At 70.5% G+C, this 14,674-nt stretch carries 11 protein-coding genes; 3 read left to right on the forward strand and 8 right to left on the reverse strand.

What is annotated here, in order from left to right:
• Window positions 1-14: 14 nt before the first annotated feature.
• The 4 genes from N4G66_RS12205 to N4G66_RS12220 form a co-directional block, all read right to left on the reverse strand.
• On the reverse strand, window positions 15-1,757 hold the full coding sequence (locus N4G66_RS12205; protein WP_261704047.1) for an LCP family protein: 1,743 nt from the start codon (window positions 1,755-1,757) through the stop codon (window positions 15-17).
• 121 nt (window positions 1,758-1,878) lie between these two features.
• A complete protein-coding gene (locus N4G66_RS12210; protein WP_261704048.1) occupies window positions 1,879-3,651 on the reverse strand; it encodes an LCP family protein in 1,773 nt (590 codons plus the stop codon).
• Between the two features lie 247 nt (window positions 3,652-3,898).
• Window positions 3,899-5,173 carry an LCP family protein gene (locus tag N4G66_RS12215; RefSeq protein ID WP_261704049.1) on the reverse strand — a complete coding sequence of 425 codons (1,275 nt, stop codon included), beginning with the start codon at window positions 5,171-5,173 and terminating at the stop codon, window positions 3,899-3,901.
• 232 nt (window positions 5,174-5,405) lie between these two features.
• Complete coding sequence (locus tag N4G66_RS12220) at window positions 5,406-6,176, reverse strand: TIGR03089 family protein (RefSeq protein WP_261704050.1); 771 nt, start codon at window positions 6,174-6,176, stop codon at window positions 5,406-5,408.
• A 110-nt stretch (window positions 6,177-6,286) separates the two neighbouring features.
• Here N4G66_RS12220 and N4G66_RS12225 point away from each other — a divergent pair, with 110 nt between their 5' ends.
• Together N4G66_RS12225 and N4G66_RS12230 are read left to right on the forward strand one after the other, a co-directional pair.
• Complete coding sequence (locus N4G66_RS12225) at window positions 6,287-7,702, forward strand: N-acetylmuramoyl-L-alanine amidase (protein ID WP_391858805.1); 1,416 nt, start codon at window positions 6,287-6,289, stop codon at window positions 7,700-7,702.
• A gap of 188 nt (window positions 7,703-7,890) precedes the next feature.
• The gene (locus N4G66_RS12230) at window positions 7,891-8,973 is read left to right on the forward strand and encodes an NDP-sugar synthase (protein WP_261704052.1); all 1,083 of its coding nucleotides are present in this window, start codon (window positions 7,891-7,893) and stop codon (window positions 8,971-8,973) included.
• A gap of 345 nt (window positions 8,974-9,318) precedes the next feature.
• Here the strand turns inward: N4G66_RS12230 and N4G66_RS12235 are convergent, their stop codons facing one another.
• From N4G66_RS12235 to N4G66_RS12250, 4 genes are all read right to left on the reverse strand, one after another.
• Window positions 9,319-10,344 carry a DNA-3-methyladenine glycosylase family protein gene (locus tag N4G66_RS12235; RefSeq protein WP_261704053.1) on the reverse strand — a complete coding sequence of 342 codons (1,026 nt, stop codon included), beginning with the start codon at window positions 10,342-10,344 and terminating at the stop codon, window positions 9,319-9,321.
• Between the two features lie 362 nt (window positions 10,345-10,706).
• Window positions 10,707-12,065 (reverse strand): coenzyme F420-0:L-glutamate ligase, encoded by a 1,359-nt coding sequence (locus N4G66_RS12240; RefSeq protein WP_261704084.1) that lies wholly within the window; start codon window positions 12,063-12,065, stop codon window positions 10,707-10,709.
• 17 nt (window positions 12,066-12,082) lie between these two features.
• Window positions 12,083-13,066 carry a 2-phospho-L-lactate transferase gene (cofD, locus tag N4G66_RS12245; protein WP_261704054.1) on the reverse strand — a complete coding sequence of 328 codons (984 nt, stop codon included), beginning with the start codon at window positions 13,064-13,066 and terminating at the stop codon, window positions 12,083-12,085.
• Window positions 13,067-13,154: 88 nt separating this feature from the next.
• Window positions 13,155-13,643: a cysteine dioxygenase gene (locus tag N4G66_RS12250; protein WP_261704055.1), complete on the reverse strand. Its 489-nt coding sequence runs from the start codon at window positions 13,641-13,643 to the stop codon at window positions 13,155-13,157.
• A gap of 730 nt (window positions 13,644-14,373) precedes the next feature.
• Here N4G66_RS12250 and N4G66_RS12255 point away from each other — a divergent pair.
• Window positions 14,374-14,637, forward strand: coding sequence for a WhiB family transcriptional regulator (locus N4G66_RS12255; RefSeq protein WP_003975777.1), 264 nt, complete (start codon window positions 14,374-14,376; stop codon window positions 14,635-14,637).
• Window positions 14,638-14,674: the final 37 nt, after the last annotated feature.

The raw sequence follows: 14,674 nt of genomic DNA on the forward strand, positions 1-14,674 counted from the left end.
TTCGCGGCCCGGCCCTACGACCAGGTGTAGTCCGGGTTGACGTGCATGCAGGCGCTGGTGTCCGAGCCCTTGTCCAGCTTCGCCGACGCGGGCGTCGAGTCGTCGTCCGCGGGTGCCTTGTACGCCGTGCCGTCCCGCCAGTCGGCGCCGACGACCAGCGTGACCCCGGAGACGTCCGCCGACTTCTCCACCGCGTGCGTCGATATTCCGAGGGCCTTGGCGACCCGCAGGGCGTCACCCTCCAGATCGGCGCTCGGATAGCGGATCACCGTGGTCGCCTCGGCGGTCGACGCCGACGGGTCGGCCTTCGACTGGGCGAAGCCCTTGCCGACGAGCAGTGCGGTCACCGCGCTCGCGCGTCCGGGCACGGGCGCCAGCACGCTGGTGCGTGTGCCGTTCTGCACCTGCACCGCGATCTTGTCGTCCGCCGCGGCCGGATCCGAGGACGTCTTCTCGGCGGGGGTCTTCTTGTCCTTGCCGTCCAGCGAGATGTCCTCGCGCAGCAGCCGCCAGACCTGGTCCGCGTCCGTCGGCTTGGGAAGCACCCGGTTGCCGTCGGCGGAGTACACCCACGGCATGGTGGTCATGGTGATGCGCTTGGTCGGGACCTTCTTCAGCTCGTTGCTGAGGTCGTAGAGCTTGGTCACCGTGCCCAGGCCCTTGTCCACGGTCAGCGCGCTGGTGGCCGTCTCCGCGAGGCTCCGCAGCTTGCCCGGGTTGCTCAGCGTGGCGTTCTCGCGCATCTGGCGCACCATCGAGTTCATGTACTGGTGCTGGGCCTTGGTCCGGTAGATGTCGCTGCCGTCCTCGAAGCCGTACCGCGTCCGCAGCCACTGCAGGGCCTGCTTGCCCTTGACGGACGTCGTGCCCGCCTCGAGCTTCAGACCGGAGCCGTGACCGGTGGAGGTGTGCGAGTAGATGTTGGCGTCCACGCAGACGGGGACGCCGCCGATCGCGTCGGCCATCGACACCACGCCCGCGAAGTCGACCATGATGAAGTGGTCGATGTGGATGTCGGTCAGCTTCTCCCAGGTGGCGACCGTGCAGCCGGGGCCGCCGCGGCCCAGCGAGTCGTTCGTCATCGTGAGCGACGTGCTCGCGGCGTACGTCTTCCCGGTGTTGGGGTCGGTGCAGTTGGGTATCTGGAGCAGTGTGTCGCGCGGCATGCTCACGACCGACATGTTGCTGCGGTCCGCCGACAGGTGCAGCAGCATCTGGACGTCCGCGCGGGCCGGTGTGTCGAACGTGTCCTTCGCGCCCCCGAGCTTCTGGTTCTCGGTGGTGTTCCGGGCGTCCGAACCGATCAGGAGAATGTTCAGCGGGGTCTGGCCCGCCGCGTTCGGCTTCGACTCGGCGGCGCGGTCCTTCGCGTCGCCGATGTTCAGGTCGTCCTTCTTGAGATTGCCGTTCAGGTGCTGGTAGTAGAGATAACCGGCGCCGGCCGTGCCGAGTATCAGGACCGCCAGGACCATCGCCGACCAGCGCAGTATTCGACGTCTGCGACGGGGGCGGCCCTCGTTTCCGTGCCGCCCTCCGCCGTCGCCCCCGTCGTGCCGGCCCAGTCCCTGCGGGCTGAGCGGCATGGTGTCGTCGGCCGGGCGAACGCCGTTGCCCTCGCCGTCGGGCCGGGTGCGGTCGTCGTCCGCCGTACGGACGGGCTCGCCGCCCTCCTCGTACATGCTGTCGTCCCAGCCCAGTTCGCCGGCCTGCGGGACACGGGGTCGTGCTCCCTCCCCACGCACACTGCTTTGCGCCATCTCTCAGCCTCTCCCCACCCTGCGCCTGACAAACGGGTCCGTCGTACGCCCTGGCCGGACGCTTCCACGCCCCGGCCGGACGCTTCTCGCGTCCTGTAGGACGCTCGACGGACCCGTTAGGTCACTTCGCGCACACCGTTTTGTCCGCCGTGGACTTCTCCACGTCCGGCGCCTTCGTCGGAGCGCTCAAAGGCACGCCGGCGCCCTTGAAGTCCTTGCCCAGGGTCAGCACGATCGCGGGCAGCCCCTGCGAGTTCTTCTCGCTCTTGCCGGGCTTCAACGCGGAACCGGACAGCCCCATCAGATCCGCCAGCTTGCGTGCCTGGTCGGCCTGGTCGGGAGAGTACTCCAGGGTTGTCTTGCTCAGTGTTTCCGGAGCGTTGCCCAACTGGCTGGACTTGAGCACGCCCTCAGTGTTCTGCAGCCAGTTAAGAGTTTCCTGTGCCGAGCCCGCCTGGGCGCCGCCGTTGTAGATGTCGACGCGGACGGCGGACGCGGCGGAACGGGAGCCCTTGAGGCGGGCGGCCACCGCGGCCGCCTCCTTCTTCTCCTTCTGCTTCACGGCGGTGAAGGAGACGTCGTCCTTGATCGCGTCGAAGACGGCGGGGGCTGTGGTCGGATTGACGATGACCGTCTTGTGGACCACGCCGTCCGCCGGGTTGTCTATCACCGGAACCGTGGTGAAGGTGATGTTCTTCGTCGGCACCTTCTTCAGCTCCAGGGCCATGTCCTTGAGCGTGCTCACCTTGCCGATGCCGGTGTCCACGGTGAGCGCCTTGGTGGCGGCCTCGGCCAGTGAGATCAGCTTGGTGGGGCTGGTGAGGGTGTCGCTCGAACTCATCTTGCGCATCAGGGAGCCCAGGAACTGCTGCTGCACCTTGATGCGGTCGAGGTCGCCCGCGTTGCCGAAGCTGTGCCGGGTGCGGACGAAGGCGAGGGCCTGCTCACCCTCGATGACGTGCTTGCCCGCGGAGAGCTTGAGGTGCGAGTTCTCGTCGTCGACGTTCTTCGCGAGACAGACCTCGACGCCGCCCACCGCGCTGGTCAGCGTCTTCACCGCGTTGAAGTCGGCCATCATGAAGTGGTCGACCGTGATGCCGGTGACCGCCTTGACGGTGTCCATCGTGCAGCCCGGGTTGCGGTCGTCCTGGCCGAGGCTCGTGTTGAAGCGGACGTTGTCCGTGCCCTGGATGACCTTCTCGGTGCCGTCCGCCTGCTTCGTCCTGCACTCGGGGATGTCGACGATGAGGTCGCGCGGAATGCTCAGCGCGGTCGCGTTCGTCCGGTCCTTGGAGACGTGCAGCAGGATGTTCGTGTCGGCGTGCCCGACGCTGTTCTTGTCGCCGTAGCCCGTGTTGCCCGCACCGGTGCGCTTGTCGGTGCCGATGATGAGGAGGTTGAAGGCCTCGTCCTTGCTGAAGCCGCTCTTGCCCGAACTGCCGACGTCCGTCGTGCTGACGTTGCCCTCGAGGTGCTTGAGGTAGGCGTAGGCGGCACCCGAGACGGCCACCAGGACCAGCGCCATCGTGCCGCCGGTCCAGAGCAGTATCTTCTTCGCCTTCGACTTCTTGGGCGGCTTGTTGCGCCCGCGCCGCCGCCCCGGAAGGGGTTCCGGCGGCTCCGCGCGCCGTCGGCGCGGCCCCGGCACGTCGGTGCCGGGCGCGTCACGTTCCCGTCCCGGCGCGTCACGGTCCCTGCCCGGTGCCGCGCGATCCCTGGCCGGAGCGCTTCGGGTGCGCGTCGCCGCGGAGGGTGTACCTCTCCGCGGTCGCGGCACTCCCGGCTGCGCTCCGGAAGGGGTCAGTCGCAGTTCGTATTCACCGGTGTTCGGGTTGAGTACCCACTGGTCTGCGGGGTCGATGTTGTCCGCCCGCCCACGGCCTTGCGCGTCCACGGTTGTCTGAATCCTCCGTCGGGGCCACGCGGCGCCCTTTCCCCCTCAAAAAGGCGCTCGGGTCTCGGTCAAGCAGTGCGCGACCCCCAGGAAGGACCTCGTGGTCGGGTGCACCGGATCGCTCACACTATCCGCCAAGTTCGGCGCCGAGCGACGGCCGTGACAAATTCAACGTCCCTACAACCGGGCAATCCGCCCCATTTTCCGAGACTTCTTAGCTCAGCTGTTCCCCACCTTGGCGCGCGCTTTACCCGCAGGCGTCCTGAGCCGCGGTGTTACCCCGGAAAGTCGGTGTCGGATCGGGTGTCCCGGTGAGACCGGCAACCCCTATTGCCATCGACATTCCGTCGTCGTGCGACTCCTCTTCGTAGTCACGGAAGGAGTTGCCGTACAGACTTACGGAATGCGGTGATTGGCCTTGGGCGAGCCTGTGCGGCGGTTCCTTCGCGACCGCCACCGGCCGGTCCGCGCGCAGCCGCGCGAAGAGCCGGGCCGCCTCGGGCTCCACGAGCTGATCACGGTTGGCGTTGAGTACATAGGACGTCCGGGGGACCGTCAGGAACTGCATGCTTTTCGTGGGGATGTCGCGCATTCCGCGCACCAGGTCGTACAGGCCGCGCAGACTCGCGAGCCCCGGGTCGGTGGTCAGCGACGAGGTGGCCGCGTCCAGCACCGGATACAACTTCGCCGGGTTGAGCAGGACATCGTCGCTGCGCACCTTGTTGACCAACGCGCCGAGGAACTGTTGCTGGCGGTCCATGCGGTCGGTGTCGCTGCCGTTGCCGATGCTCTTGCGGGCGCGGACGTAGCCGAGCGCCTGCTCGCCGTTGAGCACGACCTTGCCCGCGGGCAGCCTCAGCTTCGCGGCCTTGTCGTTGATCGGCTTCCTCAGGCACACCTCGACGCCGTCCACCGCGTCGACCATGTCCTTGAAGCCGTGGAAGTCCACCACCATGTGATGGTCGACACGGATATTCGTGAGCTTTTCGACGGTACGGATCGTGCAGGCCGAACCGCCCACCTGGAAGGCGTAGTTGAACATCGCGAACATGGGCTCTGTCCGGGTGCCGTCCGGGCGGCGGCAGCCCGGCACGTCCACCATCAGGTCGCGGGGCAGCGACATGGCGGTCGCACTGTGCCGGTTCGCCGAGAGGTGCAGCAGGATCGTGGTGTCGGACCGTTCCGTCCCGGAGTCGCGGCCGTACTTCTTGTTGCCCGCCCCCGAGCGCGAGTCCGACCCGATCAGCAGGATGTTCTGCGCGTCGCGCACCAGCGCAGTGGGCCGTTCCCTCCCGTACCGGGCGAGCTCGGCGGCCGCGTCGTTGTCCGCCGTGATGTTCCCGTTCAGCTTCTCGTACGCGGCCCAGCCGACCCCCACGGCGCCGAGGACCACCACGGCCACCCCGGTCGCCGTGTAGCGCAGCCAGCGCCGCCGCCGGCGTTTGGCCCCGGCTCCGGTGGGCGACGCTCCGAGCCCCGGCCCCTCCGGGCGTCCGGAGGGAGTGCCTGCGGTGTCGGTCACGTCGGAACCACCACCCCTCACGGCGTACGAGCGTGTCTGGCTGCTCCTACGACCATGTCCCGATGCGGCAGGTGAGGGGGGCCGGTGATGGGCCGAACGGGGGACGCGCCCCGCACGGCCGGCGCCCCCTGGAGGGCCTCTGTCAGGGGCGGCGCCCCCCGCTCGCCCGCCGGGGTGACAGCCACTGGTGAGCCGTCGGGGTCACCCCTACGGCCACTGATGAGCCGTCGGGTCAGCCCTGCAGCCCCTGGCGAGCCGTCGCGGTCACCCGCTCGCTCTCGATCCGCCGGGCGAGCGAGTCGTCGCCCAACTGGTCGAGGTTGCGGCACAGCACCACGGACCCGCCGGTGGCGAGCGGCGCGTAGAGCCCCGCGGCCAGGCCCGCCCAGGTGTCGTACGAGAGCGCCGACAGGATGCGTGAACCGGGCCCCGTCAGATCCAGCCCGGGGGCATCGGCGCGGGCCTGCTCCACGACCTCCGCGCCCGTGTACGCGGCCCCGGCGACGATCAGCGCCTGCTCCTCCGGATCGACCGGCGCGTACGGCGCGAACCGGTCGCCCTGGCTCGGTACCTCCACGGCGTAGTCGGCGTAGCCCACGGGCGGTGTCTGGAAACGGCGGCCGAGCGGCGCGAGCGAGAGGGCGACGCGCTCACCGGAACAGGCGAGCCCGGCCTCGAACCGCCCGGGGCCCGCGACGACGTGGTCGGCGGCGGCCGGGTCGCCCCCGACGTCCGCGACGACGCCCACCGAGGAGCAGGCGAGCAGCCACACCGCCGTCTGCCAGTGCGCGGGCAGCAGCAGCGCGACCCGCTCGCCGGGCTCGGCGGACAGCTCGCCCTGGAGCAGGTTGGCGGTCTTGGCCACCCAATTGGCGAAGGTGGCCACGGACAATTCGACCCGTTCGCCCGTCGCGTCGTCGTAGAAGGTCACCAGAGGACGCGCCGGGTCCTCGGAGAGCGCGGATCGCAGCAGGTCGGCGGGGGTGCGGTCGGTGGCTTTCACGCGCGCAAGCGTACGCGGGGGCGCCGCGCGGCACGGACCGAGCGCGCCACCGGTTCGGCGGAGCGCGTCCGACGGTCCGTCAATTCCGCGATGGACAGATATGTATGACTATGTCCAGGATCAGGAGCATGCGTGGATTCCTTGCTTCCTCGGTCGGCGTCACCTGCGCGGCCGCTCTCGCCCTTCCGCTCGCCCTGCCCGCCTCCCCGGCACAGGCCGGGCCGTCGGCGGTGACATCCGAGGCCGCCGCCCCCGGCAGCACCCAGTCCCTGCCCCTCGTCCCGCTCGCCGGTGAACGGGCCCTCGGCCCAGCCACACCCGAACAGGGCCTCGCCCGCCGGAGCGTACGGCCGTTCTCCCTGGTCGGAGTCGTCTGGGACGACCCGAACACTGAACTGAACGGCCGTGTCCAGGTCCGCACCCGGGAGACAGGCACCGGCCACTGGTCGGGCTGGCAGGACGTCGAGACCCACAACGACGAGCACGCCGCAGACCCGGACACCCCCGAAGGCGCGTCGCGCCGGGTGCACGGCTCCACCGCCCCCCTGTGGGTGGGCGACTCGGACGGCGTCGAAGTACGCGTCGACGCGGAGCAGGCGGTGCGAGAAGCCGCGGACAGCCCTGAGGAGGGCGCGCGGGAGAGCCCGGGGGAGGAACGCGTGGCCGCCCCGGCGCACTCCCCGCTGCCCGGCGGCCTGCACCTCGAACTGGTCGATCCCGGCGGGGATCCCCCGCACCCGGACGCCCGGACGGCCGGGCGGGCCGGGGGCGCGCCCTCGGGTGTGCGCGCGAAGGGCGTGCACGCGGGCGCGCCGGACGGCGACATGGGTGCGGGCGCCACCGAGATCACCGCGCTCTCCCGGGAGGAGACGGAACGCGCGTACTTCCCCGACGACATGGCCGAGCAGCGCGCGATGCCGTACATCGGCCCTCGTCCCCGCATCATCACGCGCCGCGGCTGGGGCGCGAACGAGAACCTGCGCGAGCGCGGATTCCTCTACACGAAGTCGGTCAAGGCGGCCTTCGTGCACCACACGGCGTCGGGCAACAAGTACAGCTGTTCGCAGGTCCCTTCGATCATCCGCAGTATCTACCGCTACCACGTGGTGAGCAGCGGCTGGCGTGACATCGGCTACAACTTCCTCGTCGACAGGTGCGGAAACATCTACGAAGGCCGGGCCGGAGGCGTCGCCAAGGCGGTCATGGGCGCCCACACCCGCGGGTTCAACACGAACAGCATGGGGATCGCCGTGATCGGCACTTTCGGCAGCACGAAGCCGACCGACGCCGCGCTCAAGGCCATCTCCCGGCTCACGGCGTGGAAACTCGGCCTCTACGGTGCCAATCCGCGTGGCAAGACATACCTGAAGTCGGCCGGTGGCAATCTCTACCGAAAGGGAAAGAACGTACGACTGAATGTGATCTCCGGCCATCGGGACGGGTTCGCCACGGAGTGCCCCGGACGGCTCCTCTACGGCAAGCTCGGCTCGGCCAGGACGACGGCGGCCCGCTACCAGGGCCGGTAGGCAGGACCCGGAACAGGCCCGGCCGGCACGGCGCGGGCCGGGCCGGTTCCGGCAGGGATCACCTGAAGTCACGACGAAGGCCCGTCGAAGGACACCGCACGGCCATCGAAGGCGCCATCGAACGGTCTGCATACACTGGCCGGCCGAAAGACAGTTCGGCCGGTCCCGGCAGGAAGCAGAGACGACAGGTGACAGAAGCGATCCTCCTGGTCGGCGGCAGAGGCACCCGGCTGCGCCCTCTCACGGTGCACACACCCAAGCCGATGGTCCCGGCGGCCGGGGTCCCCTTCCTCACGCACCAGCTGGCGCGGGCGCGCGCGGCGGGCGTCCAGCACATCGTGCTGGCGACCTCCTACCTCGCCGAGGTCTTCGAGCCGTACTTCGGTGACGGTTCCTCGCTGGGCCTGCACATCGAGTACGTCACCGAGGACGAGCCGCTCGGCACGGGCGGCGCCATCCGCAACGTGGCGTCCCGGCTGCGCTCGGGCCCCGACGACCCGGTCCTGATCTTCAACGGCGACATCCTCACGGGCCTGGACATCCCGGCGCTGGTGGCGACCCACGAGACGACGGGTGCGGATGTCTCCCTCCACCTCACCCGGGTGGAGGACCCGCGCGCGTTCGGCCTGGTCCCCACCGACGCCACCGGGCGCGTCACGGCCTTCCTCGAAAAGCCGCAGACCCCCGAGGAGATCGTCACCGACCAGATCAACGCGGGGGCGTACGTCTTCCGCCGTTCGGTCATCGACACGATCCCCGAGGGCCGCCCGGTCTCGGTCGAGCGTGAGACCTTCCCGGAGCTCCTGGCCACCGGCGCCCACCTCCAGGGCATGGTGGACTCCACCTACTGGCTGGACCTGGGCACCCCTCAGGCCTTCGTCCGCGGCTCGGCCGACCTGGTGCTGGGCCGCGCTCCGTCCCCGGCCGTCCCCGGCCGCTGCGGTGACCGTCTGGTCCTGCCCACGGCCACGGTGGCCCCCGACGCCAAGCTCACCGGCGGCACGGTGGTCGGAGAGGGCGCCCGCATCGGCGAAGGCGCCCGGATCACCGGCAGCACCGTTCTGGCCGGCGCCGTCGTCGAGCCCGGCGCAATCATCACCGACTCCTTCATCGGCGTCGGTGCCCGTATCGGCGAACGCACCGTCCTCACCGGCACGGTCATCGGCGACGGCGCGGTCGTCGGCCCCGACAACGAACTCCGCGAGGGAGTCCGCGTCTGGTGCGACGCCCGCATCCCGGGAGCGACCCTGCGCTTCTCGTCGGACCAGTAGAAGACCTGTGCGCTGACCCCGGTGGGGCTGAAACACGGTTCCAGCCCCACCGGCGCACTTCCAGCCCCTCCCGCACGCTTTCCGGCTGCTAGGGGCACGCTTCGGCTGCTTCCCAGACGCATTTTCTGCCACGGAGGCAAGATCCAGCCCCTCCGGCGTTTGAGGAGCGGGGTCTGGGGCGGAGCCCCAGGGACGGGTAGGGGCGGAGGGGGCGAGAATCCGCTTGGCCGGGGGGCTCAGCCTCAGGAGGCGGCGGACGCCCCTGGAGATGCCGGACGGCCTTGGAGTTGGCGGACGGCCGACGGAGTTGGCGCGGCCGACGGCGACGCCAGAAGCCGGGTCCGTCTAGAGCCGCCCGATGTCCCCGCGAGGCATCTTCGGCGAACGCCGCGGCGGCGTACGCCCAGCCAGCAGAATCAGCCGAGCGGCCCGATGCCGCTGCCCGGCATAGGGCTCCAGAAGCTCCAGCATGACGGAGTCGTCCGCGTCCCGGTCCCCCGCCAGTGCGTACCCGACGATCCCCGGCAGATGCAGATCCCCCACGGTCACGGAATCCGCCGCGCCATGACTGCGCTGCACCACTTCCGCGGACGTCCACGGCCCGATCCCGGACACCAGCTCCAGCCGCTGCTGCGCCCGTACGGGATCGAGCCCGACGGCCTCCTCCAGCCGCGCGGCGACCCGTACGGCCCGCAGAATCGTGGAGGCCCGCTTGTTGTCGACCCCGGCCCGGTGCCACTCCCAGGACGGGATCAAGGCCCAGGTCCGGGGTGCCGGCATGACGTACATCCGCTCGGGCGCGGGCCCCGGCGCGGGCTCGCCGAACTTGCGGACGAGCAACCGCCACGCCCGGTACGCCTCGTCGGTGGTGACCTTCTGCTCCAGGACGGACGGGATCAGCGACTCCATCACGAGCCCGGTCCGCACCAGCCGCAGGCCGGGCCGCCGGTGCCGGGCGAGCGCGACCAGCCGGTGCCGTGGCTCGAAGGCGTCGGGATCGTCCGCGGCGCCGAGCAGGTCGGGGAGCCGGTCGAGCAGCCAATCGGCGCCCGGCCCCCAGGCCCGGCCCCGGACCGCCCCGCCGTGCAGCGCGACCCGCAGTGTCCCGGGCCCGGCGGGCGTACGAGCGGTCCGCCACACGGAGCCGTCGGGTGTCGTCCGGAACGTCGGATCGCCGGGTCCGCGTCGCAGCGGTCCGAGCACGAGCCCGAGATCGAGCGGTCCGTCCGGCGTCCATGACCGAGTGCGTCCGGGCTCGGCCGTCTGGCGGGGCACTCCACCGGGCACGCCGCCCGGTGCCCCGCCGGGCACCACGACATGCCCGCCGCGCACGGTCGTACGCGTAGGCCGGGGAGCGAAACGTCCAGACACGAATGAGGTCCTAGAGATACTCGGCGCGTCCTACGAGAGTAGGCGCTCACCCCACACCAAGGACGCCGGACACCCGCCGAACCACCCCGGACCGACGCCCTCGGCGGGTCAGCGGACTCCGCCGAGTCGGCCGAGGATGTCAGCGGCTGGTCAGTGAACCGCCCTGGGCTGACCGGAGCAGCGCTCTCGGCGGGTCAGCGGGCCTCGCCGAGCCGGCCGGGAGCGCTCTTGGCGGGTCAGCGGACTTCGCCGGGCCGGCCGGGGGCGTCCTTGGCGGGTCAGCGGACTTCGCCGAGTCGGCCGGGGCGTCCTCGGCGGGTCAAGCGGGCCTCGCCGAGCCGGCCGGGAGCGGCCCCGACCGGTCAGCGGACCTCGACGAAGTCGGCAGAGTCCCGCTCGGGCCGGGCCCTCGGCTCCTCCGCCGCGTGGCCGACGGCCACGGCCCCCATCGGGTCCCAGCCCTCCGGAAGCTCCAGCACCTCGCGTACGACGTCACGGCAGAACATCGTCGACGACACCCACGCGGAGCCCAGCCGCTCCCCGGCCAGCGCGACCAGGAAGTTCTGCACGCCCGCCCCGGTGGCGACCACGAACATCTCGCGCTCGGCGCCGTCCCGTCGTGCATCGCCGTACGTGTGCGACCCGTCCATGACCAGGCACGGCACCACGAGATACGGCGCCCTGCGCAGCACGTCGCCGCGGCGGACCCGCTTGGCGATGGACTCCTCGCTCTTCGCGTCCCCACGCAGATCCGCGATCCACGCGTCGCGCATGGCGTCGAGCAGCCGCGTCCGCGACTCCTCGGACTCCAGGAGCACGAACCGCCAGGGCGTGGTGTGGTGCGGCGCGGGAGCGGTCACCGCCGCGGCGACCGCACGGCGTACGGCACCGGGGTCGACGGGCTCGTCGGTGAAGGCCCGGACGGTACGCCGCTGGGTCACCGCCTCCCGTACCGCCTCCGAGGTGCCCAGCCGGAACATGTCGTCACGCGCGTCACGCACCATCGCCCGCGCCCCCGCGCCGTCCCCCTCGGTCACCAGGTGCGCGAGCCCGCGCAGGACGGCGACCGGCAGCCCGGAGGACTTGCCCTTGACCAGGTCACCGGCGGCGGCGAGCTCGTCGGCCGTGGCGACGACGGTCGCGCTGAGCGGATTGCCGTGCGTGTCGGTGCCGCCGCGCAGGTCGTCGAGCACGTGGACGCCCGCGGCGCCGATGGCGACATCAGTGAGTCCGGTGCGCCAGGGTCGCCCGAAGGTGTCCGTGATCACGACGCCGACGTCGACCCCCAGGGTGTCCCGCAGTCCCGCACGGATCGCGTCCGCGGAGGCATCAGGGTCCTCGGGCAGCAACAGCACTGTCCCGGAAGGGGTGTTGGAAGCGTCGACCCCGGCGGCGGCCATCACCAGGCCCTGTCGGTTCTCGACGATCCGCAGCGCGCCGCGCCGTGCCACGACGCGGACGGTCTCGGCATCGATGGCAGCCTCGCGGTCGGCGGCCTCGACCATCCGGCCCTCGGCCTTCGACACGATCTTGGAGGTGACGAGGAGCACATCCCCGTCGACGAGCCCGGGCTCGGCCGCCGCGATGAGCTTCGCCAGGTCGTCCCCCTGGCGCACCTCGGGAAGTCCGCCCAGCGCCCAGACCCGGTAGCCCGCGTCGGAGGGCCGTCCGGGGTGTTCCCCGTCGGTGTGCCGTCCCGAGCGCCCTCCGTCGGAGGACATCGCTCCGTCCACGGTGTTCACGACGCCCGTACCTCCTCCGCCAGAGTCAGCGCCTCACGTGCCATCCGCGCCGTCGCGTCGAGGTCGGACATCATCAGCGGTACGGCCCGGCAGCGGATGCCGGCCGCCTCGACACGCTCCACGGCGGAGGCGTCGACCGTGTCGACGAGCCAGCCGTCGAGGAGGCCGGAGCCGTAGTGCTCGGCCACCGCGGCGGCGGTGGACTCGACGCCCACCGCGGCCAGTACCTTGTCGGCCATGCCGCGCACCGGCGCGTCGCCGACAATGGGGGAGAGGCCGACGACGGGCACGCCCGCCTCGGCGATGGCCTCGCGGATGCCGGGCACGGCGAGGATCGTGCCGACGGAGACGACGGGGTTGGACGGCGGGAAGAGGATGACGTCCGCCTCGGCGATGGCTTCCAGCACTCCGGGCGCGGGCTTCGCCTGCTCGGCGCCGACCGGCACGATCGCCTCGGCCGGCACGGCGGCCCGCAGCCGCACCCAGTACTCCTGGAAGTGGATCGCCTTGCGCTCGCCGGCGGCCCCCGCCGGGTCGCCCTCCGGCAGCGTCACGGCGACATGGGTCTCGACGCGGTCGTCGGACATGGGGATGAGACGCACGCCCGGCTTCCACCGGTCGCACAGGGCCGCAGTGACGGCGCTGAGCGGATAGCCCGCGCCCAGCATCTGCGTCCGCACGATGTGCGTCGCGAAGTCGCGGTCGCCGAGCCCGAACCACTCGGGTCCGACCCCGTACGCCGCGAGTTCCTCTTTCAGATGGAAGGTCTCGTCGGCCCGTCCCCAGCCCTGCTCCTCGTTGATGCCGCCGCCGAGCGTGTACATCACCGTGTCGAGGTCCGGGCAGACCTTCAGCCCGAAGAGGTGGATGTCGTCGCCGGTGTTGCCGATGACCGTGATGTCCGCGTCCGGCACGGCCCGCTGGAGACCACGCAGGAACCGGGCACCACCGATACCGCCTGCCAGAACCACAATGCGCATGGGGTTCAGTCTCGCAGGCGGGTACGACAACGCGTCAGCCGGTTACGAGTCCCGGGTGCCGGCGGCCCCGTGGTCCGGCGCGAACGCGTCACACGGCTTCGGCGACCGCGCAACGCGCCGCGTGCATCGGCATCTCGGTGAGACCCGGGTAATAGACGTGCAGACTGACGGCCGGTTCGAGCGAGTCGTTGACGACCTCGTGGACATACCCGGGCGCGAACACACGCTGCGCGCCGGAGCTCAGGGCGCAAATGCCGCGCTCGGTGCGTTCGGTCAGCGCGCCGTCCAGGACGGTCAGCACGCCGGAGGAACCGCCGTGGTCGTGCAGCCCGCTGCCCTGTCCGGGCACCCAGGACAGGAGCCACACCTCGTAGCCGGGCCCCGTGCGCAGCCGGTGGTACCAGCGCGAGGCGGCGTCGTAGCGGACGAGGTGTTCCCACTGGGAGCGGTCGGCGGCGATGGAGCGCGCCAGGCCGACGAACTCGGCCACGGTGGAGGGGTGTTCGCGCGGCGGCTGGAGCAGGTGCGGAACTTCGAGGATGTCGCCGGCGATCTGGAGGTCGCTGTCGCTGTTCATGGATGCGGTGGTTCCTCGGCGGAAGAGTGCTGGGGTGTCGCTGGCCGTTCCCGCTCTGGTCAGGGGCGGGGATTCCGCCCGGGTCACGAGCGGGGAGGAGGCCCTGGTGCGGGCAGTGGCCCCGGTGGGGGCGGGGATTCGCCTCAGTGGCGGCGAGGCAGCCGGAGCGCGGTAGGGCTCAACAGCTGAAACAGCAACAACAGCTACAGCGAACGTGGGCAGCACCGAGGGACCCGGCGGTGCGGGTCGAGGTGAGTGCCGAGTTCGCGAGCATGCCCACAAGGACACCGGTTCACACCTCGACTGTCAACTGCATGTCCGGTATGTGGGAGATGTTTCACCTCATCCGGTTCATCTGGCAGGCGAAAGGTTTGTTCAGGAGCCTCCCCGGACACATGGCGCACAACCGGGTGAACAAACCTCGCCGCGGCCCCGTGATCCAAATGTGATCAGATTCGCTTCGGGGTCCGCGCCGGAACGGGATCGAACTCCTGGACGTCCTCCTCTGTGAGGAAGAGGGCGTCTGACCTGGACCTCTTGGGCTGTCAGGGTTTATGCCGATTTGAACACTTTCCGCAAAGCCTTGGTTCCGGAGAGTGAATAAGGGGCCCAATAGCAGATCTCGGCTTGACTGGCCCGGATCGGCACACTTGTAATTTCACTCGTGTCGTTCAGCCGAAATCGGTAACGGCAGCATCACGGGGACGCGAAAGACAGACGAGGGGCGCACATGACCGAGCTGGTGCAGCAACTGCTGGTCGACGACGCGGACGAGGAACTCGGCTGGCAGGAGCGCGCGCTGTGCGCCCAGACCGACCCCGAGTCCTTCTTTCCCGAGAAGGGCGGCTCCACCCGCGAGGCCAAGAAGGTCTGCCTCGCCTGTGAGGTCCGCTCCGAGTGCCTCGAATACGCGCTCGCCAACGACGAGCGGTTCGGCATCTGGGGCGGTCTGTCCGAGCGGGAGCGGCGTCGTCTGAAGAAGGCCGCCGTCTGAGAACAGTCGTACGGAAAAGCGGACGCGAAACAGTAGT

This window comes from Streptomyces rhizosphaerihabitans, from assembly GCF_025399795.1.
GTDB classification, from domain to species: Bacteria; Actinomycetota; Actinomycetes; order Streptomycetales; family Streptomycetaceae; genus Streptomyces; species Streptomyces rhizosphaerihabitans.